General features: G+C 72.5%; 18 protein-coding genes. 9 read left to right on the top strand and 9 right to left on the bottom strand.

Translation table 11 applies throughout. From position 1 onward, the window contains the following. Window positions 1-32 precede the first annotated feature (32 nt). Entirely contained in the window at window positions 33-728 is a 696-nt protein-coding gene (locus tag ACFZDK_RS20035; RefSeq protein ID WP_390974098.1) for a nucleoside/nucleotide kinase family protein, read from the bottom strand. Between the two features lie 77 nt (window positions 729-805). Here ACFZDK_RS20035 and ACFZDK_RS20030 point away from each other — a divergent pair, with 77 nt between their 5' ends. Both ACFZDK_RS20030 and ACFZDK_RS20025 read left to right on the top strand, forming a co-directional pair. Continuing rightward, window positions 806-1,540 (top strand): beta-phosphoglucomutase family hydrolase, encoded by a 735-nt coding sequence (locus ACFZDK_RS20030; RefSeq protein WP_390974096.1) that lies wholly within the window; start codon window positions 806-808, stop codon window positions 1,538-1,540. After that, entirely contained in the window at window positions 1,537-3,882 is a 2,346-nt protein-coding gene (locus tag ACFZDK_RS20025; protein WP_390974095.1) for a glycosyl hydrolase family 65 protein, read from the top strand. Before ACFZDK_RS20030 ends, ACFZDK_RS20025 begins: the two co-directional genes overlap by 4 nt. 115 nt (window positions 3,883-3,997) lie before the next feature. On the opposite strand, the gene ACFZDK_RS20020 is transcribed toward ACFZDK_RS20025, so the two are convergent. Together ACFZDK_RS20020 and ACFZDK_RS20015 are read right to left on the bottom strand one after the other, a co-directional pair. Continuing rightward, window positions 3,998-4,882: a M48 family metalloprotease gene (locus ACFZDK_RS20020; protein WP_390974093.1), complete on the bottom strand. Its 885-nt coding sequence runs from the start codon at window positions 4,880-4,882 to the stop codon at window positions 3,998-4,000. Continuing rightward, window positions 4,879-5,262, bottom strand: coding sequence for a BlaI/MecI/CopY family transcriptional regulator (locus ACFZDK_RS20015; protein WP_355718298.1), 384 nt, complete (start codon window positions 5,260-5,262; stop codon window positions 4,879-4,881). Before ACFZDK_RS20015 ends, ACFZDK_RS20020 begins: the two co-directional genes overlap by 4 nt. A gap of 146 nt (window positions 5,263-5,408) precedes the next feature. Between ACFZDK_RS20015 and ACFZDK_RS20010 the strand changes: the two genes are divergently transcribed. Both ACFZDK_RS20010 and prcB read left to right on the top strand, forming a co-directional pair. After that, entirely contained in the window at window positions 5,409-6,356 is a 948-nt protein-coding gene (locus ACFZDK_RS20010; RefSeq protein ID WP_390974092.1) for a lysylphosphatidylglycerol synthase domain-containing protein, read from the top strand. Window positions 6,357-6,444: 88 nt separating this feature from the next. Then, a complete protein-coding gene (gene prcB / locus ACFZDK_RS20005; RefSeq protein WP_390974091.1) occupies window positions 6,445-7,305 on the top strand; it encodes a proteasome subunit beta in 861 nt (286 codons plus the stop codon). A 1-nt stretch (window position 7,306) separates the two neighbouring features. Here the strand turns inward: prcB and ACFZDK_RS20000 are convergent, their stop codons facing one another. Beyond that, window positions 7,307-7,990 carry a phosphatase PAP2 family protein gene (locus ACFZDK_RS20000; protein WP_390974089.1) on the bottom strand — a complete coding sequence of 228 codons (684 nt, stop codon included), beginning with the start codon at window positions 7,988-7,990 and terminating at the stop codon, window positions 7,307-7,309. A gap of 263 nt (window positions 7,991-8,253) precedes the next feature. Here ACFZDK_RS20000 and efeU point away from each other — a divergent pair, with 263 nt between their 5' ends. From efeU to ACFZDK_RS19980, 4 genes are all read left to right on the top strand, one after another. After that, entirely contained in the window at window positions 8,254-10,590 is a 2,337-nt protein-coding gene (gene efeU, locus ACFZDK_RS19995; protein ID WP_390974088.1) for an iron uptake transporter permease EfeU, read from the top strand. Between the two features lie 47 nt (window positions 10,591-10,637). Beyond that, complete coding sequence (gene efeB / locus ACFZDK_RS19990) at window positions 10,638-11,909, top strand: iron uptake transporter deferrochelatase/peroxidase subunit (RefSeq protein WP_390974260.1); 1,272 nt, start codon at window positions 10,638-10,640, stop codon at window positions 11,907-11,909. Window positions 11,910-12,056: 147 nt separating this feature from the next. Beyond that, window positions 12,057-13,235 (top strand): HoxN/HupN/NixA family nickel/cobalt transporter, encoded by a 1,179-nt coding sequence (locus ACFZDK_RS19985; RefSeq protein ID WP_390974086.1) that lies wholly within the window; start codon window positions 12,057-12,059, stop codon window positions 13,233-13,235. A 72-nt stretch (window positions 13,236-13,307) separates the two neighbouring features. Further along, a complete protein-coding gene (locus ACFZDK_RS19980) occupies window positions 13,308-13,691 on the top strand; it encodes a VOC family protein (protein WP_390974085.1) in 384 nt (127 codons plus the stop codon). A 24-nt stretch (window positions 13,692-13,715) separates the two neighbouring features. Here the strand turns inward: ACFZDK_RS19980 and ACFZDK_RS19975 are convergent, their stop codons facing one another. The 5 genes from ACFZDK_RS19975 to ACFZDK_RS19955 form a co-directional block, all read right to left on the bottom strand. Beyond that, window positions 13,716-14,675, bottom strand: a complete 960-nt coding sequence (locus ACFZDK_RS19975) for a hypothetical protein (RefSeq protein WP_390974084.1) — start codon at window positions 14,673-14,675, stop codon at window positions 13,716-13,718. A gap of 12 nt (window positions 14,676-14,687) precedes the next feature. Then, the gene (locus ACFZDK_RS19970) at window positions 14,688-16,160 is read right to left on the bottom strand and encodes an amino acid permease (protein ID WP_390974083.1); all 1,473 of its coding nucleotides are present in this window, start codon (window positions 16,158-16,160) and stop codon (window positions 14,688-14,690) included. 296 nt (window positions 16,161-16,456) lie between these two features. After that, window positions 16,457-17,860, bottom strand: coding sequence for a Si-specific NAD(P)(+) transhydrogenase (gene sthA, locus ACFZDK_RS19965; RefSeq protein WP_390974082.1), 1,404 nt, complete (start codon window positions 17,858-17,860; stop codon window positions 16,457-16,459). A gap of 700 nt (window positions 17,861-18,560) precedes the next feature. Then, complete coding sequence (locus ACFZDK_RS19960; RefSeq protein ID WP_390974080.1) at window positions 18,561-19,586, bottom strand: NAD-dependent epimerase/dehydratase family protein; 1,026 nt, start codon at window positions 19,584-19,586, stop codon at window positions 18,561-18,563. A 156-nt stretch (window positions 19,587-19,742) separates the two neighbouring features. Then, the gene (locus ACFZDK_RS19955; RefSeq protein ID WP_390974078.1) at window positions 19,743-19,949 is read right to left on the bottom strand and encodes a hypothetical protein; all 207 of its coding nucleotides are present in this window, start codon (window positions 19,947-19,949) and stop codon (window positions 19,743-19,745) included. Between the two features lie 172 nt (window positions 19,950-20,121). Here ACFZDK_RS19955 and ACFZDK_RS19950 point away from each other — a divergent pair, with 172 nt between their 5' ends. Further along, window positions 20,122-21,957 carry a glycoside hydrolase family 15 protein gene (locus ACFZDK_RS19950; protein WP_390974076.1) on the top strand — a complete coding sequence of 612 codons (1,836 nt, stop codon included), beginning with the start codon at window positions 20,122-20,124 and terminating at the stop codon, window positions 21,955-21,957. The last annotated feature ends 2 nt before the right edge of the window (window positions 21,958-21,959 follow it).

The raw sequence follows: 21,959 nt of genomic DNA, 5'->3' as shown, positions 1-21,959 counted from the left end.
GTTCGTGTCCTCGTGGGGCGAGACGCCGCACATCATGATGTCGAACGGGAGGCGGCCGGATCGACAGCGGCCCGCGACTTTTTCCGCGCGGGCAGCGCCGTCTCCGGCACCACCAGGTCCGCCCGGTCCCTGGTGGCCGCGACCAGGTCGGCGTTCAGCTGGTCGGTGCCCGCCACCCAGGCCACCGCCTCCGCGTGGCCCTTGCCGAACTCCTGGTGCCGGGCGACCAGCCGTCGTATCCGCTCGGACTCGTCGATCTCGCAGAACCAGACCTCGTCCAGGGCCGGCCGCACCCGCGCCCACAGGCCCTCCGCCAGCAACAGGTAGTTGCCCTCCGTCACCACAAGGCGGGCCGTCGGCGGCACCGGGATCGCGCCCGCGATCGGCTGCTCGAGGACCCGCTCGAAGCCCGGCGCGTACACCACGTCCTCCGGCTCCGCGCGCAGCCGCCGCAGCAGCGCCGCGTACCCGGCCGCGTCGAAGGTCGCGGGAGCGCCCTTGCGGTCCCTGAGGCCCAGCCGGTCCAGCTCGACGTCGGCCAGATGGAAGCCGTCCATCGGCACCTGCGCCACCCACGGCTCGCCGGAGCCGTTCAACTCCCGCACCAGACGCTCGGCGAGGGTCGTCTTGCCGGCGCCGGGACTCCCCGCGATGCCGAGCAGCGCGCGCGGGGCCCGTCCGGCGAGTGAACGGGCGCGGTCGAGGAGGTCGTCGAAAGTCAGCGGCACGCAAAAAGTGTGACATCCGGCCCGGGATGTGGCGGGCGCCACCCTCTCGAAGCCGCGCGGTGGGGAAGATGCGGGACATGACTGCACTCGGTCTGCCCGACACCATCCAAGCGTGCCTCTTCGACCTCGACGGGGTCGTCACCAAGACCGCCGTCGTGCACGCCGCGGCCTGGAAGGAGACCTTCGACGCCTTCCTGCGCGGCCACGACGGCCAGCGGCCCTTCGACGCGGTCGCCGACTACGACGAGTACGTCGACGGACGCCCGCGCGCCGACGGGGTCCGCGCCTTCCTCGACTCCCGCGGCATCCACCTCCCCGAGGGCACCCCGGACGACCCACCCGACGCGCCCACCGTGCACGGCCTCGGCAACCGCAAGAACGAACTGCTCCTGGCGAAGATACGCACCCAGGGCGTGGAGGCCTACGACGGCACCCTGCGCTATCTGGAGGCGGTCCGCGCGCACGGACTGCGCACCGCGATCGTCTCCTCCAGCGCCAACTGCCGTGACGTACTGCGCTCGATCGGCGCCGAGCACTTCTTCGACGTCCGCATCGACGGCGTCGTGGCCACCGAACGCCGGCTGCCCGGCAAGCCGCACCCGGACACCTTCCTGGCCGCCGCCCGCGACCTGGGCGTCGAACCCTCCCGTGCCGCCGTCTTCGAGGACGCCCTCGCCGGGATGGACGCGGGCCGCGCGGGCCGTTTCGGGTACGTCGTCGGAGTCGACCGCGTCGGGCAGACGGACGCCCTGTACGCGCACGGCGCGGACACCGTAGTGCAGGATCTCGCCGAACTGGGAGGCAAGGAGTGATCACCCACCGGTCGTACGCCGTGGAGCCCTGGACGGTCCGCGAGACCGCGCTCAACCTCGACGTGCTCGCCCAGAGCGAGTCGGTGTTCGCGCTGTCCAACGGGCATGTCGGCTGGCGCGGCAACCTCGACGAGGGCGAGCCGCACGGTCTGCCGGGCAGCTACCTCAACGGCGTGCACGAGGTGCACCCGCTGCCGTACGCCGAGGCCGGCTACGGCTATCCGGAGTCCGGGCAGACCGTCATCAACGTCACCAACGGCAAGATCCTGCGGCTGCTGGTCGACGACGAGCCCTTCGACCTGCGCTACGGCCGGCTCGTCGCCCATGAGCGGGTCCTGGACCTGCGCCGGGGCGTCCTGGAGCGGACCTGCGAGTGGACCTCGCCCGCCGGATCCACCGTACGGGTGCGCTCCACGCGGCTGGTGTCGCTGACCCAGCGGGCGGTGGCCGCCGTCGCCTACGAGGTGGCGGCCGTCGACCGGCGCTGCCGGATCGTGATCCAGTCCGAGCTGGTCGCCAACGAGCAACTGCCCGACGCGAACGGCGATCCGCGCGCCGCGATCGCGCTGCAGTCGCCGCTGGAGCAGGAGGACGGTTTCGCCGCCGGGCACCGGCTGCGGCTGGTGCACCGCACCCGGCGCAGCGGGCTGCGGGTCGCGGTCGCCGCCGACCACACAGTCTCCGGCCCCGAGCGGACCTCGGCCCGCGCCGAGAGCGGCGCGGACGTGGCCCGGCTGACCGTCACCTCCGTACTGGAGCCGGGGGAGCGGCTGCGGGTGGAGAAGTTCGTCGCGCACGGCTGGTCCGGGGTGCGCTCCCTGCCCGCGATGGCCGACCAGGTGGACGCGGCCCTCGCCGCCGCCGCGCACGAGGGCTGGCCGGGGCTGCTCGACGAACAGCGCGGCTACCTGGACGACTTCTGGTCCCGCGCCGACGTGGAGGTGGACGGCGACGAGGAGATCCAGCAGGCCGTCCGCTTCGCCCTCTTCCACGTCCTGCAGGCGGGCGCCCGCGCCGAACAGCGGGCGATACCCGCGAAGGGCCTGACCGGCTCCGGGTACGACGGGCACGCCTTCTGGGACACCGAGATGTTCGTGCTGCCGGTCCTCACCCACACCGCCCCCGGCGCCGTCGCCGAGGCGCTGCGCTGGCGGCACAACACCCTGCCCGCCGCCCGCGAACGCGCCGCCCAACTGGGCCTGGACGGGGCCGCGTTCCCCTGGCGGACCATCGCGGGCTCGGAGGGCTCCGCGTACTGGCCGGCCGGCACCGCGGCCTTCCACGTCAACGCCGACGTCGCCGACGCCGTGGTCCGCTATGTCGCCGCCACCGGCGACACCGACTTCGAACGGGACACCGGCGTCGAACTCCTCGTGGAGACCGCCCGGCTGTGGCGCTCGCTCGGCCACCACGACAGCCGCGGCGCCTTCCACATCGACGGTGTCACCGGCCCCGACGAGTACAGCGCGGTCGCCGACGACAACACGTACACCAACCTGATGGCCCGCGCGAACCTGCTGGCCGCCGCCGACGCCGTGGAACGCCATCCGCGGCAGGCGGCGGAGCTCCGCGTCGACGCGGAGGAGAGCGCCGCCTGGCGGGACGCGGCCGAGTCCATGCACATCCCCTACAACCACGAGCTCGGCGTCCACGAGCAGAGCGCCGGATTCACCCGCTACCAGCGCTGGGACTTCGAGAACACCCGCCCCGAGCAGTACCCGCTGCTGCTGAACTTCCCCTACTTCGACCTCTACCGCAAACAGGTCGTCAAACAGGCCGACCTGGTGCTGGCGATGTACACCTGCGAGGCGTACTTCGACGAGGAGCACATCGCCCGCAACTTCGCCTACTACGAGCCGCTGACCGTCCGCGACTCCTCGCTGTCCGCCTGCTGCCAGGCCGTCGTCGCCGCCCAGGCCGGCCACCTCACGCTCGCCCACGCCTACACCGCCGAGGCCGCGCTGATGGACCTCGACGACCTGGAGCACAACACCCGCGACGGACTGCACATCGCCTCCCTCGCCGGTACCTGGATGGCCCTGGTGGCCGGGTTCGGCGGCCTGCGCCACTACGACGACGGAGCCCGGTTCGCCCCCCGACTGCCCGAACGGCTGCGCCGGCTGGCCTTCAGCCTGCAGCTGCGCGACAGCAGGCTGCGCGTGGAGATCGGCGCCGACAAGGCGACGTACACCTTGCTCGACGGTCCGCCGCTCACCGTCCACCACCACGGGGAGCCGGTGACGATCGGCACGGACAGCCCAGCGGTGCGGGCGGTGCCCCCGGCGAGGCCGAGCCCGGTTCCGCGCCAGCCGGAGCACCGGGCACCTCATCGACCGACCTGAGCGGACTTTTTGGGGGCGCGGGGAACGGTCGGTCGTCCGCGCCACCGTCGTGACCTGTCGCGCCCACGCGGCGGAGCCGCACATCGACACAGCCCCGCGCCCCTTTCGGGGCGCTTTACGTGAGCGCGTTGAAAAGGAGGCCCACCAGGTCGCCCGTCGCGTCGGCGGCGAACAGGGCCGCCAGCGCGCCGAGGGCGAGGACGGCCGCGGCGGCCGGCCACAGCGAGGGCGGTGGAGCCGTCTGCAGCGCCGCGATCCGGCGGGTCACCGCGCGGTCCGTGAAGTTGAGGGCGCAGCCCGGCCGCGCACTGAGGGCGGCCCGGGCCAGGGCCCGGGCGGTGGTGACGCGGTCGCCGACGGCGGTCGCCGCCTGTTCGTCCGCCCAGCGCTCCACCAGGAAGGACACGGCCGAACGGACCGGGCCGAGCAGCGGGTTGGCGGCCGCGGCCAGCGCCGCCGCCGTCACCAGGCGGCCGTGCCGGTGGGCCAGATGGGCCCGTTCGTGGGCCAGCAGCACCCGCCGCTCCGCCGGTGCCAGCGCGCTCAGCATCGACGACGTGACCAGGATCCGGCCCGGCCGGCCCGGGATCGCGAACGCCTGGGGCGTCTCGGAGGCGGCCACCACCAGCTCGGTGTCCTGGGGATGCCCCGCGCACAGCCGCCGCAGGGCCCGCCGGGTCCGGCGCTCGGCGCGTACCGCCCGCTGCACCCGCCACACCACCACGGCCAGCGTGAGACACGCGGCGACGCCGATCACCTCGGGCACCGGGTCGGCCAGCCGGCGCCCGTCCTCGTGTGCCTCCCGGACCAGCGGCGGGGCATCCCCCACCAGCGCGGTCGTCAGCAGGATCAGGGACCAGGTGGTCGCGGCGGCGGTCAGGGCGGCGGCGGAGGTCAGCACGCGGGCCGCCAGCGCCGGCGCCACCCGTCGGCCGACCGCCGGGCTGACCAGCGGCAGCAGCAGGGAGACCAGCAGCGGGGTGTAGACGTCGAACCTCATGCGCCGCCTCCGGCGAACAGGTTCCGCAGCGCCCGCTCCTCCTCCGGGCTCAGCCCGGACACGAACTGCTGGAGCGCCGCGATCGGGTCCGGGCCCCGGTCCAGTGCCTCGTGCATGGCCTCGGCGGTCAGCTCGGCCGCGTTCTTCGCCGGCCGGTACGCGCCGCGCCGCCCGTCCGCGTCCCGCAGCACCAGCCCCTTGTCGTACAGCCGCTTCAGGATCGTATGGACCGTGTTGTACGCGAGGCCGCCGCCGATCTCGGACTGGATCTCGGCCGGGGTCAACGGACGGTCGGTCGCCCACAGGGCTGCGAGGACCTCGCTCTCCAGTTCTCCGGCGCTGCGCCGCTCCGCTCTGCCGCGGGACCCTGTGCCAGCCATGGCACAACCTTACAGCGCGTAGTGCCGCCGTCCGGATGGGCGTACCGGCGCTGCCTCGGCCGATAATTCCGTTTAGTTTGTCAGTGTTTGTCCCCTAGTCCATGGACGGTCCTACGCGCTGTAGGGGAACAGGGGTGGGTGCCTCGATGGTCCCGAACGTGAACGCCGTACCCGCCGCGGGCCGCCGAGGGGTCTACTGGCAGAGCGGCCTCTGTCTCGCCCTGCTGGTCTGCGCGGGCTGGCTGCTGCGGCGGCACTGGCCGACCGTGGAGCACGGGGCGCTCCGGCTGGCCGTCGCCGACCACGGCTGGCTGCTGGTGGCGGCCGTGGCGGCGGTCGGGACCTGGGCGTCGTCGGCGCTCGCCCAGCAGGGCGCGGTCGCGTCCCGGCTGCCCGGCGGGCGGCTGGTCGCCGCGCAGTTCGCCGCCTCGGCCGCCAACCACGTCCTGCCCGCCGGGCTCGGCGCGGGTGCGGTGAACCTGCGGTTCCTGATGCGCTGCGGACTCCCGGCGGGCCGTGGCGCGTCGGCCCTCGCGGTCAAGGCCGCCGCCGGTGCCGTGGTCCGGCTGGCCCTCATCGCCGTCCTCGCCCCCGCCTGCCCGGGGCTGCTGCGGACCCCGCACGTGCCGATGGCCGCGGTACTGGCTCTGACGGTCGCGGCCGTCGTGGCCGTCGCCCTGCTCCGGGCCCGGGTGTGGCCCCGCTGCCGGGGCGCGGTGTCCGCCGTGGCGGCCGACATCCGGGCCCTGCACGCCCGTCCGGTCCGCGCGGCCGCGCTGTGGGGCGGCTCGCTCGCCTTCGCCGGGCTGCACGCGCTGGTCCTCTTCGCCGTGATCCGGGCGGTCGAACTGCCGCTGTCCCCGGCCCGGGTGGCGCTGCTCTACCTCGCGGCCAGCGGTGCCGCCGCGCTGCTGCCCACCCCGGGCGGCCTCGGCTCGCTCGACGCGGCCCTCGCCCTCGCCCTCACCGCCTCCGGGACCCCGGCCGCCACGGCCGCCTCCGCGGTGCTCGGCTACCGGCTGCTGACCGTGTGGCTGCCGCTGCTGCCGGGGCTCCTGGTCCTGGGGCTGCTGGTCCGGCGCCGGGCGCTGTGACCGGCGGGGCGTTTCCCGGCGGCCCGCATCAGGTAGGAGTCCGATGTCGTCGGGCGACGCACGGGGCCCGCGCGGGAGGGGGAGTGGCATGACAGCGCACGACCATGACACCGGTGGCTGTCTGGGGGAGGAGTTCTTCACGCCCGGGAGCTCGTCCTTCGCCGGGTTCCTCGCCGCCCACCGACCCGAACTGCTGCCCACCCGCAGTGCCTTGCCCGCCGGTACGGTCGCCCCGCCCGGCGCCTTCCCGCACGGCACCACGGTCCTGGCCCTCAGCTACCGCGACGGCGTGCTGATCGCAGGCGATCGCAGGGCCACCATGGGCAACCTCATCGCCCAGCGCGACCTGGAGAAGGTGCACCCCGCCGACGACCACACGGCGGTCGCCTTCGCCGGCACCGTCGGACTCGCCCTCGACATGGTCAAGCTCTACCAGGTCGAGCTGACCCACTTCGAGAAGGTCGAGGGCATCCCCCTGACCCTCGACGGCAAGGCCCGCAGGCTCGCCGCGATGATCCGCGAGAACCTCGGCCAGGCCATGCAGGGCCTCGCCGTCGTCCCACTGCTCGCCGGTTACGACGTCAAGGCGCCGGAGGGCGAACGCGGCCGCATCTTCAGCTTCGACGTCGCCGGCGGCCTCTACGAGAAGCGCGCCTTCCACGCCGAGGGCAGCGGCTCGCCGTACGCCGGGGGAGCCCTGAAGAAGCTGTACCGCCCCGGCCTGACCCGCCGCGAGGCCGCCCTGGCCGCGCTCCAGGCGCTGTACGACGCGGCCGACGACGACTCGGCGACCGGCGGCCCCGACCTCAACCGCCGTATCTTCCCGCTGGTCTCGGTCATCACGGAGGACGGCTTCGAACGGCTCCCGGAGCGCGAGACGGAGGAGCTCACCGGGGAGATGATCGACCAGCGCCGCACCCGCCCGGACGGCCCCGGCGCCACCTCCTGAATCACGGTGCGGGCACCGGTCTCTCCGGTACGTCGTCCGGTGTCCCCGCGTCCGGGACCCACCGGGCCGCCGCGCACCCGCAGACGCCCAGCCAGCCGACGGCGAACAGCCAGCCGCCGAGCGCGTCCGTGCCCCAGTGCACACCGAGGAAGACCCGGGTGCCCCCGACGGCGACCGCCCAGCAGGCGACGGCGACGCACCACGGCGTGCCGCCCCGCGGGGCGCGGGTCCGGACGGCGAGGATCACCAGACCGGCGGCCAGCGCGGCCGTCGTGCTGTGGCCGGACGGGAACGACCAGCCTGAGGCGTGCGTCTGCCAGTCCTGCTCCGGCGGTCTGGGCCGGGCGATCCACTCCATCACACCGCGTCGCGCCACCTGTCCCAGGGCGAGGCAGGCCACGCCGAGCAGCGCGCCGACCAGCCGCCGGCGCGCGGTGCGGCCCGCGTACAGCCCGGCCGCCACGACCAGGGCGTACGGGATCACCCCGGTGCCGGTCGCGGTCAGCCCCCGGGCCACGGCCACCGCCACGGCCGGGCGGTGGCCGAGGGACCAGGTCAGCAGCGCGCGGTCCATGCCGAGCGGGGCGCTGTGCCGGCCGGCCACGACCAGGGCGAGCACGGCGAAGGCCGCCCAGGCACCGAGCGCGACGCTCCCCGCGAACTCCGCGGTCCTCTTGCGGTTCATGACCTCGGCGGCGGCCTCTCGGTGCGGTGCGTGTTCGGTGACTACCGGACTGTAGACGGTCTACTGCAACGTAGACGACTGCCGCCCCGCCCGTGTTCCCGTGCGTGCGGGTCGGAGTCCGTTCACGGCTTTTGCCGCACCATTGCCTGTTCATGACCGACGGACTACATGGGTGTAGTCATCATGGTCGGCGGAGTAAGGCATGCCTTCACTAAGTTCGAGCCAAGGGGCGGGGACGGGCCTGCCGGGGAGGGCTGCGGCGGATGTGGGACGACGCGTTTCCGAGTTTCCTGATCGGGCTGAGGGAAGGGCTTGAGGCCGGGCTGATCGTCTCGATCCTCGTCGCCACCCTGGTGCGGGCCGGGGCCAGAAACCGGCTGCCGCAGGTGTGGACGGGCGTGCTGGCCGCCGTCGCGCTGGCGATGAGCTTCGGCGCGGTCCTCACCTTCACCGCCGCCTCGCTCTCCGCGACCGCGCAGGAGGCCTTCGGCGGCACCCTCAGCGTGATCGCGGTGGCCTTCGTCACCGCGATGGTCTTCTGGATGCGCCGCTCGGCCCGCAGCCTCTCCGGCGAGATCAAGGAGAAGGTGACCGGCGCGCTGGCGATGGGCTCGGGCGTGCTGATCCTCACGTCGTTCCTCGCGGTCGGCCGAGAAGGCCTGGAGACCGCGCTGTTCCTGTGGACCACCGCCCGGGCCGCCGGCGAGTCCGCCGGGCCCCTGACCGGCGCCGGGATCGGCCTGGTCCTGGCGGCGGGCCTGTGCTGGGGCTTGTACCGCCGCGTCCTGAAGATCAACCTGACCAGGTTCTTCACCTACACGGGCGCCGTCCTCATCGTGATCGCCGCCGGCGTCCTCGGCTACGGCCTGCGCGACCTCCAGGAGGGCGGTGTCCTCCCGGGCACCACCGCATACGCCTTCGACCTCAGCGGCAGCATCGACGCGGGCTCCTGGTACAGCACCCTCCTCCAGGGCGTCCTCAACATCACGCCGGCCATGACCTGGCTCCAGGTGGCCGGGTACCTCGGCTATCTCGCGGTCGTCATGACGCTGTTCGTACGCGGAGTCCGCACGACCGCGCCGAAGCCGGCCGCCGAGCGGGCCGAGCCGGGTGCGGCCGCCGCCGACTCGGCGCCGCGGCCCGGCGCCGAGCACCTCACGCCGATGTCCGCAGCCGACAACGCGGAGCCGCAGCCCCAGCCGGCCGACCCCGCTGCGGAGCAGCCGGAATCCGACGGTGGGACGGAGCCTTCCGCCGAGGTGTCCGGGCCGCGGGCGGAGTCGGACCTCGCTGCCGACCGGCCTGACCTCGGGTCCGAGGCCGCCGACGAGGCCGCGTCGCAGTCCGGGGCGGGGGCGCAGCCTTCCGGCGAGGAGGCGGAGCCGGTTCCCGCCGTCGGTCAGCCGGACCCCGGCTCGAAGCCCGCCCGGGGGCCGCGCCGCCGCCCCGCCTGGGTGGTGCCCGTCGCCGTGGTGGCCGTGCCCGCGGTCGTCGCCGGGCTCGTCGTCGCCCTGGCCCGGCCCAAGCCGACCGGGGGGCAGACCGTCGCGGTGTCGGAGACCGAGTGCGGGAAGGGGTTCAGCGCGCCCGAGCCGGGCCGGCAGACGTTCCAGATGCGGAACACCGGGAGCAAGACCTCCGAGGTGTATCTGATCGACCCGAGCAGCAACGCGGTCTACGGGGAGGTCGAGGGACTCGCCCCCGGCACCACGCGTGACCTGGTCGCGACCGTCTCCGGCGGGACGTACGCCTGGCGCTGCGTCCCGTCCGGCGGCAAGGCCGTCACCTCCAAGCCGGTCACCGTCAGCGGCAGCGGAAGCGGCGCCAAGGCGGTCGTACCGGTCTCCGAGAACGACCTCGCGGCGCCGCTGAAGCAGTACAAGGGGTACGTCGAGCAGGGGCTGGCCACCCTCGTCACCCAGACCCGCACGCTCGATGCCGACATCGAGGGCGGCGACCTCGCCAAGGCTCGCACCGACTGGCTGACCGCCCACCTCACCTACGCCTCCCTCGGCGCCGCCTACGGCACCTTCGAGGACTTCGACCAGAAGATCAACGGCCGGGCCGACGGCCTCGCGGGCGGGGTGGCCGACCCGGACTTCGCCGGGTTCCACCGGGTCGAGTACGGGCTGTGGAACGGACAGTCGGCGGATGAGCTGAAGGCCCCGGCGAAGGCGCTCGCCGACGCCGCCGCCGGGCTCCAGAAGGCGTTCCCCGCCCAGGACTTCGACCCGGGCGACCTGCCGTTGCGCGCCCACGAGATCCTGGAGAACACCCTCCAGTTCGAGCTGACCGCCGACACCGACGAGGGCAGCGGCACCAACCTCGCCACCGCGAACGCCAACCTGGCCGGCACCCGCGAGCTGCTCACCGTACTGACGCCGCTGCTGACCACCCGCGCGCCCGAGCTGCTGCCGACCGTCGACGCGGACATCGCCCGCCTGCAGAAGCTGCTGGACGCCGAGCACCAGGGGGCGAGCTGGACCCCGGTGGAGAAGCTCGGCGCGGCGGCGCGGCAACGGCTCAACGGCGTCACCGGCCGGCTGCTGGAGGACCTCTCCCCGGTGCCGGACCTCCTGGAGATCAGGAAGTCCGCCTGATGAACCACGCAGAAGACAAGCACCTGTACGACGAAGGGAACCCTCCGATGTCCGCTGCCGACACCCCGACCTGCCCGATGGGCGCGGGCCGCCGTTCCTTCGTGCGGACGGCGCTGGGCGCCGGGGCCGCGGGCGCGGTGCTGGCCGGCGGCGGGTTCGCGCTCGGCCGGTCCGGCGGCACCGCCGAGGCCCAGGCCGCCGACGCGACCGGCACCGCCGAGGTCCCCTTTCACGGCGTCCACCAGGCCGGCATCCTCACCCCGGCCCCGGCCGCCGCCACCTTCGTCACCCTCGACGTCATCGCCGACAGCCGGCAGGAACTCGCCGACCTGCTGAAGACGATCACCGCGCGGGCCCGCTTCCTCACCTCCGGCGGCACCCCCGAGGACCTGGGCGTGGGCGCGCCGCCCTCCGACAACGGCATCCTCGGCCCCACGGTCCCCTCCGACGCGCTGACGGTCACCGTCGGCGTCGGCGCCTCCCTCTTCGACGACCGCTACGGCCTGGCGAAGGCGAAGCCGGCCCGGCTGACGCCGATGCGGACCTTCCCGAACGACCACCTCGACGCGGCCGAGTGCCACGGCGACCTGTCGCTGCAGATCTGTGCCGCCAGCACGGACACGGTGCTGCACGCCCTGCGGGACATCGCGAAGCACACCCGCGGCGCCATGCAGATCAAGTGGCGGATCGACGGCTTCCAGAACGCCCCGCGGCCCACCGGCGCCCAGCGCAACCTGCTCGGCTTCAAGGACGGCATCGCCAACCCGGACGTGAACTCGGCCCGGGAGACGGACCGGTTGATCTGGGTCGGCGAAGGGCAGGGTGAGCCCGCGTGGACGACTGGCGGCAGCTACCAGGTGATCCGGATCATCCGGATGCTCGTCGAGTTCTGGGACCGGGTCTCGCTGAGCGAGCAGGAGCTGATGTTCGGCCGCCGCAAGGACACCGGCGCCCCGCTGGACGGCGCCAAGGAGACCGACATCCCCCAGTACGCCAAGGACCCGAAGGGCAACGCGATCCCGCTGGACGCCCACATCCGGCTCGCCAACCCGCGGACCGCCAAGACCGACAGCACCCGCATCCTGCGCCGCGGCTACAACTACGACCGGGGCGTCGACAGCGTCGGCAACCTCGACATGGGCCTGGTCTTCTGCTGCTACAACCAGGACGTCCAGCGCCAGTTCGAGGCCACCCAGACCCGGCTGATCGACGAACCCCTCGTCGACTACATCTCGCCGACCGGCGGCGGTTACTTCTTCGCGCTGCCGGGGGTGAGGAACGGCAAGGACTGGCTGGGCAGCGGGCTCCTGGCCGCCTGAGCACCCCGCGGGCCTTTACCTTCTCATGGAACTCTCTTGGGGAAGGCCTGCCACGGGCGTTGATGCGAACCATTTGCAAGTACGGGAGGATGGCACAAGGCTGCCGATCGCAGCTGCCTCCGCACGACCGAAGGATGCCACCTCCCGATGACGGCCGCCCCTGGTTCCGCTCCGTCCCTCCCCGCCCAGGCCGAGACCAAGCGCTCGGCCTGGCACCGTGTCCGGGGCTCCATGACCCGGCAGGAGTGGATCAGGGTCGGCGGGATGGCCGCCTTCGTGCTCGCCCTGCACGTCATCGGCTGGGGCACCCTGGTCGGGATCATCGCCCCCAAGCACTTCAGCGTCGGGGCTGACGCTGCCGGAAAACCGGCGGCCTTCGGCATCGGCATCGGCGTCACCGCGTACACCCTCGGCATGCGGCACGCCTTCGACGCCGACCACATCGCGGCGATCGACAACACCACCCGCAAGCTGATGGGGGAGGGGCAGCGCCCGCTGTCGGTCGGCTTCTGGTTCTCGCTCGGCCACTCCAGCATCGTCTTCGGCCTCGCCCTGCTGCTCTCGCTCGGCATGAAGACCCTGGCCGGCCCCGTCCAGGACGACGGCTCGCACCTCCACGAGGTCACCGGCCTGATCGGTACGACCGTCTCCGGCACCTTCCTCTACCTGATCGCCGGCATCAACCTCGTCATCCTGGCCGGCATCTGGAAGGTCTTCCGGCAGATGCGGTCCGGGGCCTACGACGAGGCGGCGCTGGAGACGCAGCTGAACAACCGCGGCTTCATGAACCGCTTCCTCGGCCGGGTCACCGGCTCGATCCGCAAGCCCTGGCAGATGTACCCGCTCGGCCTGCTCTTCGGCCTCGGCTTCGACACCGCCACCGAGATCGCCCTGCTGGTCCTGGCCGGCTCCGGCGCCGCCTCCGGACTGCCCTGGTACGCCATCCTCACCCTGCCGGTCCTGTTCGCGGCCGGTATGTCGCTGCTCGACACCATCGACGGCTCGTTCATGAACTTCGCCTACGAGTGGGCCTTCTCCAAGCCGGTCCGCAAGGTCTACTACAACCTCACCATCACCGGCCTGTCCGTGGCCGTCGCGCTCATCATCGGCACCGTGGAACTCCTCGGCCTGCTCGCCGACAGGATGGACCTGCACGGCGTCTTCTGGGACTGGGTCGCCGGACTCGACCTCAACACCGTCGGCTTCGTCATCGTCGGCCTCTTCTTCGCCACCTGGGCGCTCGCCCTGCTGATCTGGAAGGCCGGCCGTATCGAGGAGAAGTGGACGACGGGGCTCGCCCGGCCCGCCGAGCAGACCGAGGGCTAGGGGACCGTCTCCGGCGGCCCGCCGGACGAAACGCGATCGCGCCGCGCCCGGCGTCCCCCTACGCTGACGCGCATGGCATGCCGCATCAGTGAGCTGGTCCTCGACGCCGCCGACCCCGAGCGGCTCGCCGCGTTCTGGAGCGAGGTCCTCGGCTACGTCGAACTCGGCCGGGAGGACGACGGAAGCATCGAGATCGGACCGCCCGGCACCGGCTTCGGCGGACCGCAGCCCACCCTCGTCCTCAGCCCCAGCGGTGACGCGCGGCCCGGGAAGCTTCCGCTGCACATCGACGTCAACGCCACCGACCGCGACCAGGACGCCGAGCTGGAACGGCTGCTCGCGCTGGGCGCCCGACCCGCCGACGTCGGCCAGACCGGTACCGAGAGCTGGTACGTCCTGGCCGACCCGGAGGGCAACGAGTTCTGTCTGCTGCGCCGCCGGCTCCAGCCCCTCTGACCCGACGGGGCAGCGGCCGGCCCCTCAGCCGCGGATCTTCAGGTCCGCCCGCCACTTCACGAGCTGCTTCTCCGCGTCGCCGGTGTACGACCAGGGCGTACGGGTCGCCCGCCGCCCCTGGAGCCGGAGCAGGGCGGCGGCGATGTCCGTGACGCCCGCCTGACAGGCCGCGTGCGTCAGGTAGTTCAGGTCGCGCAGTTCACCCGGGGCGATCGGCGCGTCGCCGCGCTGGGCGATCCAGCGTTCCCAGGTGCGCCGTACGTCGCTGACCGCGCCGTCGTGTTTCCAGTGCTGGCTGAGCGCGACCGCGTTCTGCTGCCCCTGCGCCGAGTCCAGGGCGTAGCGGAACTCCTCGACGCGGGCGTACTGCACCAGGACCGGCAGCGGACAGCCGGGCGGGGCGACCCCGGCCGCGTCGCGGGCGAAGTCGTACATCAGGCCGTGCGTGCCGTGCCAGCGCGCGGAGTAGTAGTGCAGGACCTGGAGATGGCCCTCCACGTTGTACGGGTCGCGCCGGTGCAACTCGTCCCACCAGCGGGCGAGTTCCTGCCGGCGCACCCCGGTCGGGTACAGCCGGGCCACCGAGATCAGGGAGACCCAGGGCGTCGGGTCCTGCGGGTACGCCTCCGCGGCGGCCAGGCAGGCCAGCACGGCGGCGTCGATCCTGCCCCGGTCGATCGGGAATCCCCGGCCCGCCGAGATGGCCAGGGTGAACGCCCGGGCCGTCTCGGTCGCCGCCCGCAGTATCAGCGCGTCGGCGCTGTACGGCTCGGCGGCCAGCCAGGACTCCGCGGTGGAACTGCCCGCGCAGGCCTGCGCCAGGAGCCGTACCCGGTGCCCCCGGACCAGCCAGTCGGGCCCGGTGGCCCGGAGCAGCTCCCGCAGGCCCTGCCAGCGCCCGATGACGATGTCCTGGCGGGCCGAGGTGAGGGAGGAGTCCCCGCAGTCCGGGTCGAAGTCGGGGGCGAAGCGGTCTCGCGCCATCGGACTCGTACCTCAGAAATCGGTGGGGAGGCCTTCGTAAGCCTGGGCATGTGCGGTGACATAGTCGTCGGGGACGTAGTCGGCCTCGACCGTGCGGGTGGCGTCCAGCTTGGCAGGACGGTAGTAGTCGCTGCCCTGTCTCCAGTACCAGAGCATCGGGATCAGGCCGACGGCCAGACCGCCGATGCCGATCGCGATCGCGGCGCCGCTGAGCTCGCTCAGCGACTCGACGAAGATCCAGAACATGAACACCGCGCCGAACAGCGGCCACACCCCGCCGAGCAGGAAGTTGCCGGCCGACTTGAAGAGCATCTTGCGGTAGGCGACGACCACCGCGAGGCCGGCCAGGCCGTAGTAGACGGCGATCTGCAGGCCGATCGCCGAGATGGCGTCGGAGAGGATCTCGCCCACCGAACCGAGGGCGTTGGAGGCGATGAACATCACCAGGGCCACCGCGCCGACCACACCGATCGCCACGTGCGGGGTGTTCCAGGTGCGGTGCACCCGGCCCAGCGCGGTCGGCATCGTCCGGTCCCGGCCCATCGCGAACAGCGAGCGGGTGACCTGGATGAGGGTCGTCTCCAGGGTGGCGATGGTCGACAGCATCACGGCGACGATCAGCACCTTGCCGCCCCAGCCCGGCGCGATCTCGTCGCCCAGGACGGCCAGTACGTTGGCGTCGTTCGCGGCGACCTGGTCCGAGGACAGGATCACGTTCACCGCGATGGTGAACACCTCGAACAGCGCGAAGACGATACCGACGCCGATCAGGCCCGCGAGTCCGGTCGTACGGCGGGAGTTGCGGGTCTCCTCGCTGAGGTTGCTGGTGACGTCCCAGCCCCAGTAGTAGAACGCGGCGATCAACGCGCCCGAGGCGAAGCCGGAGACGCCGTCGAAGTGGCCGAAGCCCAGCCAGGACCAGTCGAACGCGCGGGCGTTGCCGGTGTGGAAGAGGGCCAGCACCGCGAAGAGCAGCAGGACGGCCAGTTCGATGCCGGACATCAGCAGCTGGGCGCGGACCGTGAGGCGGGCGCCGCCGAGCACCACCGCCAGCATGATCAGGAACCAGGCGGCGCCGACCACCGTGGACAGGGCCACGTTGTCGGCCAGGCCCTCGTCGAACAGGGACAGGGTCATCGACCCGGCGGGCAGGGAGCCGGCCACCATGAAGATGGTCGCGGACACCACCAGCGCCCAGCCGCTGACGAAGCCGAGGAAGGGGTGCAGGGTGCGGCCCACCCAGGAGTAGCTCGCGCCCGCGTTCACGTCGATCCGGCCCAGGTAGCTGAAGGCCAGCGCGATTCCCAGCATCGGTATCGCGCACCACAGCAGCGCGGCCGGACTGGCCAGGCCCACCGCCCCCACCAGGACCGCGGTGGTGGCGGCCAGCGAGTACGCCGGTGCGCTGCCCGCGACGGCCATCACCACGGTGTCGAACGTGCCGAGGGCATTGGCCTGCAGCCCTCTGCCCCTGTTGTTGCTCATAGGTTGTGCTGCTTTCCGGTCGTGCACGGCGCACAGGAGTGCAGGCCCGCGGCGGTACGGGTGGGGGGTGCGCGACCGTCCTCGGACCCGGTGAGGGTTGGCCTCGGGGCAGGGGCCGGCCAGGAGAAGAAAAGGGTGGTGAGGGCCGCATGCCGAGAGTCGGCGGACGGTCACACCGCGTGTGTGGGTGTGACTATAGCGGCACTCTTTGACCTTTCAAGCTGACCGACCGGTAATCACATATGCCACTTGGGGAGCCCAACTCTCACACCGGAAGCATCGGTTCCGGTGTGCCCTCAGTCCTCCAGCCGGTCGAGCTGCCGCAGCTTGTTGGTCGCGTCCAACGCCGCGACCTTGTACGACTCCGCGAGCGTCGGGTAGTTGAACACGGCATCCACCAGGTAGTCGACGGTGCCGCCGCAGCCCATCACCGACTGGCCGATATGGATCAGTTCTGTCGCTCCGGTACCGAAGCAGTGCACTCCGAGCAGCCGCCGGTCCTCGGGAGAGACCAGAAGCTTGAGCATGCCGTGCGAGTCGCCGATGATCTGGCCCCGGGCCAGCTCCCGGTAGCGGGCCACCCCGACCTCGAACGGCACGCAGTCCTCGGTGAGCTGGTCCTCGGTCCGGCCGACGAAGCTGATCTCCGGGATGGTGTAGATGCCGATGGGCTGGAGGTTGTCCATCTGGCCGACCGGTTCCCCGAAGGCGTGGTACGCGGCGACCCGGCCCTGTTCCATCGAGGTCGCGGCGAGCGCCGGGAAGCCGATGACGTCGCCGACGGCGTAGATGTGCGGCACCGCGGTGCGGAAGTGCTCGTCCACCGTGATCCGGCCCCGCCGGTCCGCCGCGAGGCCCGCCTTGTCCAGGTCCAGGCCGTCGGTCAGGCCCTGCCGGCCGGCCGAGTACATCACCGTGTCCGCCGGTATCTTCTTGCCGCTCTCCAGCACGGTCAGCGTGCCCCGCGGGTGCCGTTCGACGGCGGCGACGGTCTCGCCGAACCGGAAGGTGACGGCCAGGTCCCGCAGGTGGTACTTGAGCGACTCGACGACCTCGACGTCGCACATGTCGAGCATGGCCGGGCGTTTCTCCACGACGGTGACCTTGCTGCCGAGCGCCGCGAACATCGAGGCGTACTCCATGCCGATCACACCGGCACCCACGATCACCATGGAGCGCGGCACCCGCTCCAGCGACAGCACGTTGTCCGAGTCCATGATGGTGCGGCCGTCGAACTCGACGCTGTCCGGCCGGGCCGGCCGGGTGCCGGTGGCGATGACGATGTGATCGGCCGTCAACAGCCGTTCATTGCCGCTCGGTTCGCGCAATGCGACGGTGTGCGGGTCGACGAACCGGCCGGTGCCGGAGCAGAGCGTGACGTGGTTGCGGGAGAGCTGGTTGCGGATGACGTCCACCTCGCGGCTGACCACGTGCTGGGTGCGCGCGGTCAGGTCGGCGACGGTGATGTCCTCCTTCAACCGGTAGCTCTGGCCGTACAGATCGCGCTGGGTGAGACCGGTCAGGTAGAGGACCGCCTCGCGCAGGGTCTTGGAGGGGATGGTGCCGGTGTGGATGGACACACCGCCGACCATCTCGGGGCTGTCGACCACGGCTACCCGGCGGCCGAGCTTGGCCGCCGCGATGGCGGCCTTCTGGCCGCCGGGTCCGGATCCGATGACGAGCATGTCGAAGTCTGGCACCTTGCGGAGTCTGTCAGCCTGCGCCCCCGCTTCGAAAGGGTGGACGGGCAACCTTCGCGTGAAATCCGGTGCGGACCTGGGCTGTTGCGTCTCCCACGGGCCGCCGTCGGGCTAGGCCGCCCCGCCGGTGCGGCCCTCGCGCAGGTGCTGGGCGCGCCGGAACAGCGCCCCGAAGGGGTTGCCAGCTGGTCGTACGGGAGCGGACATAGGGGTGGGTTAACTCGATGGTGTGATGGTCGGCGTCCGGGCTTGCGGCGGTCTGGGCCGTTCGGGCTACGCTGATCGTGCGACCTGGGGCACCGGGTGCGGTGCCAGCGTGCGGGGCCCCTGCTCCACCGGAGTGATGGTTCAGGGCCTCCCCGTCGCCTCTGGCCGCGTCCATATGGCCAGGTCGTGAGGGAACTGGCCTCCCGGGATCGGACCACGGACAGGATCCGTGTCGCTGCCCCGGGGCTGAGTACGCCGGGGACCAGTGCGCCCAAGACCGTTCGGGGTGTGCGGCTGAGTGGGCTCAGTCCAAAGGAACGGTAGAGCTCGTTGCCGTACGCCTCCTGGACCGCGCGTCGCATGAACCGGGCGTGTTCCGCGCTGCCTTCGTCGGTGGGGCGGGCGGGGTCGGATCGCGGCGCGGGTGCGGCGGGCGCGGCGGACACCAGGCCCGCCGTGCCGAGCAGTCCGAGCAGGCGGCGCCTGTTCAACGTCATCGTCCCTCCTGCCCCGGGGCCGGTCGGGACCCGGCGTGGTCGGCGAGGTAGTCCCGGACGAGGGACAGCGGGCTCGGGTCGGGTTCCAGGCCGAGCGCGGCGGCGCGGGAGTGGTCGAAGACGGCGGGCCACGAGCCCACGACGGCCTCGATCGCCGGGTCGGGGGCGACGGTCACCAGGTCGGCGGCGCCGTCCCCGGCCACCTGCCGCAGGGTCGCGAGCAGCTCGGCGACCGAGAGCGTGAGTCCGGGAAGGAGGACCGGTGCGTGGCCGTCGAGGCGGCCCGGCCCGCTGCCGCGCCCGGCCTCCGCGACCCGCAGCAGCCCCCGGACGGTGCGCCGGGGCGAGGCCAGGGCCACCCGCAGCCCGGGGTCGACCGGGCAGACGGCCGGGAGCCCGGCGAGCGGCTCGCGGACGATCGAGGAGACAAAGCCCGAGGCGGCCGCGTTCGGGCGGCCCGGCCGGACCGCGACGGTCATCAGCCGGGCGACCCGTCCGTCCACGAAGCCGCGGCGGGTGCAGTCCGCGATCAGGTGCTCGCAGATCAGCTTCTGTGTTCCGTAGCTGGTCCGCGGGAAGGGCGGGGTCGCCTCGCTGACGACGGGCGGCAGCGGCAGCGCCGGGTCGGCCCCGTAGACGGCGAGGCTGCCGGCGAACACCAGCCGGGGGACCGGCCCGCCGTCCGAGGACTGCGCCCGGGCGGCTTCGAGCAGCGCACGGGTGGTGTCCACGTTGGCGCGCATGCCGAGGTCGAAGTCGGCCTCGCACTCGGCCGACACCGCCGCGGCGAGATGGAACACGACGTCGACGGGCTCCGCGAAGACCTCGTCGAGGCGGTCGGCGAGCTCGCCGCGCACGTACTCCACGAGCGGGTCGTCGGCCGCCGCGGACCGGGGCGCCGGGACCCGGTCGGCGAGCACCAGCCGGTCGACCGGGGCGCCGCACAGAGTCCGGGACGCCCGCAGGGCGGCGGCCAGCAGGCCGCCCAGGAAGCCGGACGCGCCTGTGATGACGACCCTCACGTCCACTCCTCGGGGCAGCCGGACCGTGGGTGGCGACGGCTTACCCACGCCGGCCCGCCGGGCAAACACCGAGGGCCGCCGACCGGCCGCTACCGGCCACCGGCGGGGCCCGCCCGGTGCCGCACCGGCGCCCGCACGGTCACCGCCCCGCCGCCGTCAGGGCAGGAGCCGCTCGATGCAGTTCGGCCCCTCGCGCTCCATCTTCTTCCTGGCCCATTCCAGCGTGGCCGGGGTGACGTCCCGGCCGGACGCCAGCACCAGGTCCTCGGGCGCCACTCCCGAGCCGGGGGCGCTGTGCAGCAGGGAGTCCGGGGTGGCGCGCTCGTCGGGCGACCGGGACGCTTCGGGTTCTGAGGTCGACATGGGTCCCTCCTTCGGCGGAGCGGAGTGCACACTCTCACGATTGCCCGCCCGGCCGCACCCCGCATCCCGAGCGGCTCGGCGCCGGAGTGCGGACCGCCACCCGGTGCGGAAAGGAAACCATCCCTTTTAAGCTGGAAGATACCTGTACATCCGTTCCGGGGAGGCCGTCGCGATGGCCGAACAGCCGTTCTATCAGAATGCGCCCGGTAGCCCCCGCTACCTGCCGATCTCCGAGCACGGGCTGATCGGGGACCTGCGCAGTGTGGCCCTGGTCGGCAGCAACGGCACCATCGACTGGTACTGCAGCCCGTCCTTCGACGCCCCCAGTGTCTTCGCCGCCGTCCTGGACGCCGAGCGCGGCGGTTACTTCGCGCTGGCCCCCGCCGTACCGGCCCGGACCAAGCAGTTCTACTTCCCCGACACCAACGTGCTGATCACCCGGTTCTTCACCGACGACGGCGTCGGCGAGGTCCAGGACTTCATGCCGGTCACCGGCGAGTCCGACGAATGCGAGCGGCACCGGCTGATCCGCCGGGTGCTGTGCGTCCGCGGCACCGTCCCCTTCCGGGTCCGGGTGGCGCCCCGCTTCAACTACGGCGCCGACCCGCACACCCTGACCATGCTCGACGACACCGTCCTGTTCGAGTCCGCGGCGCAGTCCCTCGCGCTCACCTCCACGGTGGCCCTGGAGAGCGACGGCCCCGACGCCTGCGCCGACTTCAAGATCGCCGAGGGTGAGGCGGCCGTCTTCGCCCTCGACCAGGCCGGCGAGCACATCGCCCCGCGCGGCTGCGCCCGCGTCGAGGCCGAGCGGCAGTTCGAGGCCACCGTCCGCTACTGGCGGCGCTGGCTGCACCAGTCCCGCTACCGGGGCCGCTGGCGCGAGATGGTGCACCGCTCCGCCCTCACCCTGAAGCTGCTCACCTACGCGCCCACCGGGGCCATCGTCGCCGCCCCCACCACCAGCCTCCCCGAGCAGTTCGGCGGCGAACGCAACTGGGACTACCGCTACGTCTGGATCCGCGACGCCGCCTTCGCGGTCTATGCCCTGCTGCGGCTCGGCTTCGCCGGCGAGGCCGAGGCCTTCATGAAGTTCGTGACCACCTACATCAGCCCCGGCGACGGCTTCGCCTCCGGCCCGCTGCAGATCATGTACGGCATCGACGGCCGCACCGAGCTGCCCGAACGCGAGCTCCCGCATCTGGAGGGCCACTGTGGCTCGGCCCCGGTCCGGGTCGGGAACGACGCCGCCGACCAGCTCCAGCTGGACATCTACGGCGCCCTCATCGACTCGATCTACCTCTACGACAAGTGGGCCCAACCCATCTCCAGCGCCCAGTGGGACGACGTCACCCGCCTCGTCGACTGGGTCTGCGCCCACTGGGACCAGCCCGACGAGGGGATCTGGGAGACCCGCGGCGGCCGCAAGAACTTCCTCTACTCCCGGCTGATGTGCTGGGTGGCCATCGAGCGGGCGATCCGCCTCGCCAACCGGCGCGGCCTGCCCGCCGACCTGCCCCGCTGGCGGCAGTGCCGCGACACGATCTACCGGTGGATCATGGACCGCGGCTGGTCGGAGCGGCGCGGCGCCTTCGTCCAGCACGAGGGCGGCGAGGTCCTCGACGCCTCGCTCCTCATGATGCCCCTGGCCAAGTTCATCGCCCCGACCGACCCCAAGTGGCTCTCCACCCTGGACGCCCTCACCGAGGACCTGGTCTCCGACTCCCTCGTCTACCGCTACGACCCGCAGGCCAGCCCCGACGGACTCCGCGGCGACGAGGGCACCTTCTCCATCTGCTCGTTCTGGTACGTCGAGGCCATGGTGCGCGCCGGACGCGTGGACGAGGCCCGGCTCGCCTTCGAGAAGATGCTCACCTACGCCAACCATCTCGGCCTGTACGCCGAGGAGATCGGCCGCACCGGTGAGCAACGGGGCAACTTCCCGCAGGCGTTCACCCATCTCGCCCTGATCAGTGCCGCCTTCAACCTGGACCGGGCGCTGGGCTGAGG

Origin of the sequence: Streptomyces sp. NPDC007901 (assembly GCF_042959465.1) — a bacterium.
Lineage (GTDB): Bacteria > Actinomycetota > Actinomycetes > Streptomycetales > Streptomycetaceae > Streptomyces.
Note: the sequence above shows the minus strand (reverse complement) of the source record. Positions and strands in the feature narration are given on the sequence as shown.

Bases quoted from the DNA above. Each gene is read 5' to 3' on its own strand.
- ACFZDK_RS20030 (WP_390974096.1), top strand. From the start codon at position 806: ATGACTGCACTCGGTCTGCCCGACACCATCCAAGCGTGCCTCTTCGAC.
- ACFZDK_RS20020 (WP_390974093.1), bottom strand. From the start codon at position 4,882: ATGAGGTTCGACGTCTACACCCCGCTGCTGGTCTCCCTGCTGCTGCCG.
- ACFZDK_RS20015 (WP_355718298.1), bottom strand. From the start codon at position 5,262: ATGGCTGGCACAGGGTCCCGCGGCAGAGCGGAGCGGCGCAGCGCCGGA.
- ACFZDK_RS20010 (WP_390974092.1), top strand. From the start codon at position 5,409: ATGGTCCCGAACGTGAACGCCGTACCCGCCGCGGGCCGCCGAGGGGTC.
- prcB (WP_390974091.1), top strand. From the start codon at position 6,445: ATGACAGCGCACGACCATGACACCGGTGGCTGTCTGGGGGAGGAGTTC.
- ACFZDK_RS20000 (WP_390974089.1), bottom strand. From the start codon at position 7,990: ATGAACCGCAAGAGGACCGCGGAGTTCGCGGGGAGCGTCGCGCTCGGT.
- efeU (WP_390974088.1), top strand. From the start codon at position 8,254: ATGTGGGACGACGCGTTTCCGAGTTTCCTGATCGGGCTGAGGGAAGGG.
- efeB (WP_390974260.1), top strand. From the start codon at position 10,638: ATGTCCGCTGCCGACACCCCGACCTGCCCGATGGGCGCGGGCCGCCGT.
- ACFZDK_RS19985 (WP_390974086.1), top strand. From the start codon at position 12,057: ATGACGGCCGCCCCTGGTTCCGCTCCGTCCCTCCCCGCCCAGGCCGAG.
- ACFZDK_RS19980 (WP_390974085.1), top strand. From the start codon at position 13,308: ATGGCATGCCGCATCAGTGAGCTGGTCCTCGACGCCGCCGACCCCGAG.
- ACFZDK_RS19975 (WP_390974084.1), bottom strand. From the start codon at position 14,675: ATGGCGCGAGACCGCTTCGCCCCCGACTTCGACCCGGACTGCGGGGAC.
- ACFZDK_RS19970 (WP_390974083.1), bottom strand. From the start codon at position 16,160: ATGAGCAACAACAGGGGCAGAGGGCTGCAGGCCAATGCCCTCGGCACG.
- ACFZDK_RS19955 (WP_390974078.1), bottom strand. From the start codon at position 19,949: ATGTCGACCTCAGAACCCGAAGCGTCCCGGTCGCCCGACGAGCGCGCC.
- ACFZDK_RS19950 (WP_390974076.1), top strand. From the start codon at position 20,122: ATGGCCGAACAGCCGTTCTATCAGAATGCGCCCGGTAGCCCCCGCTAC.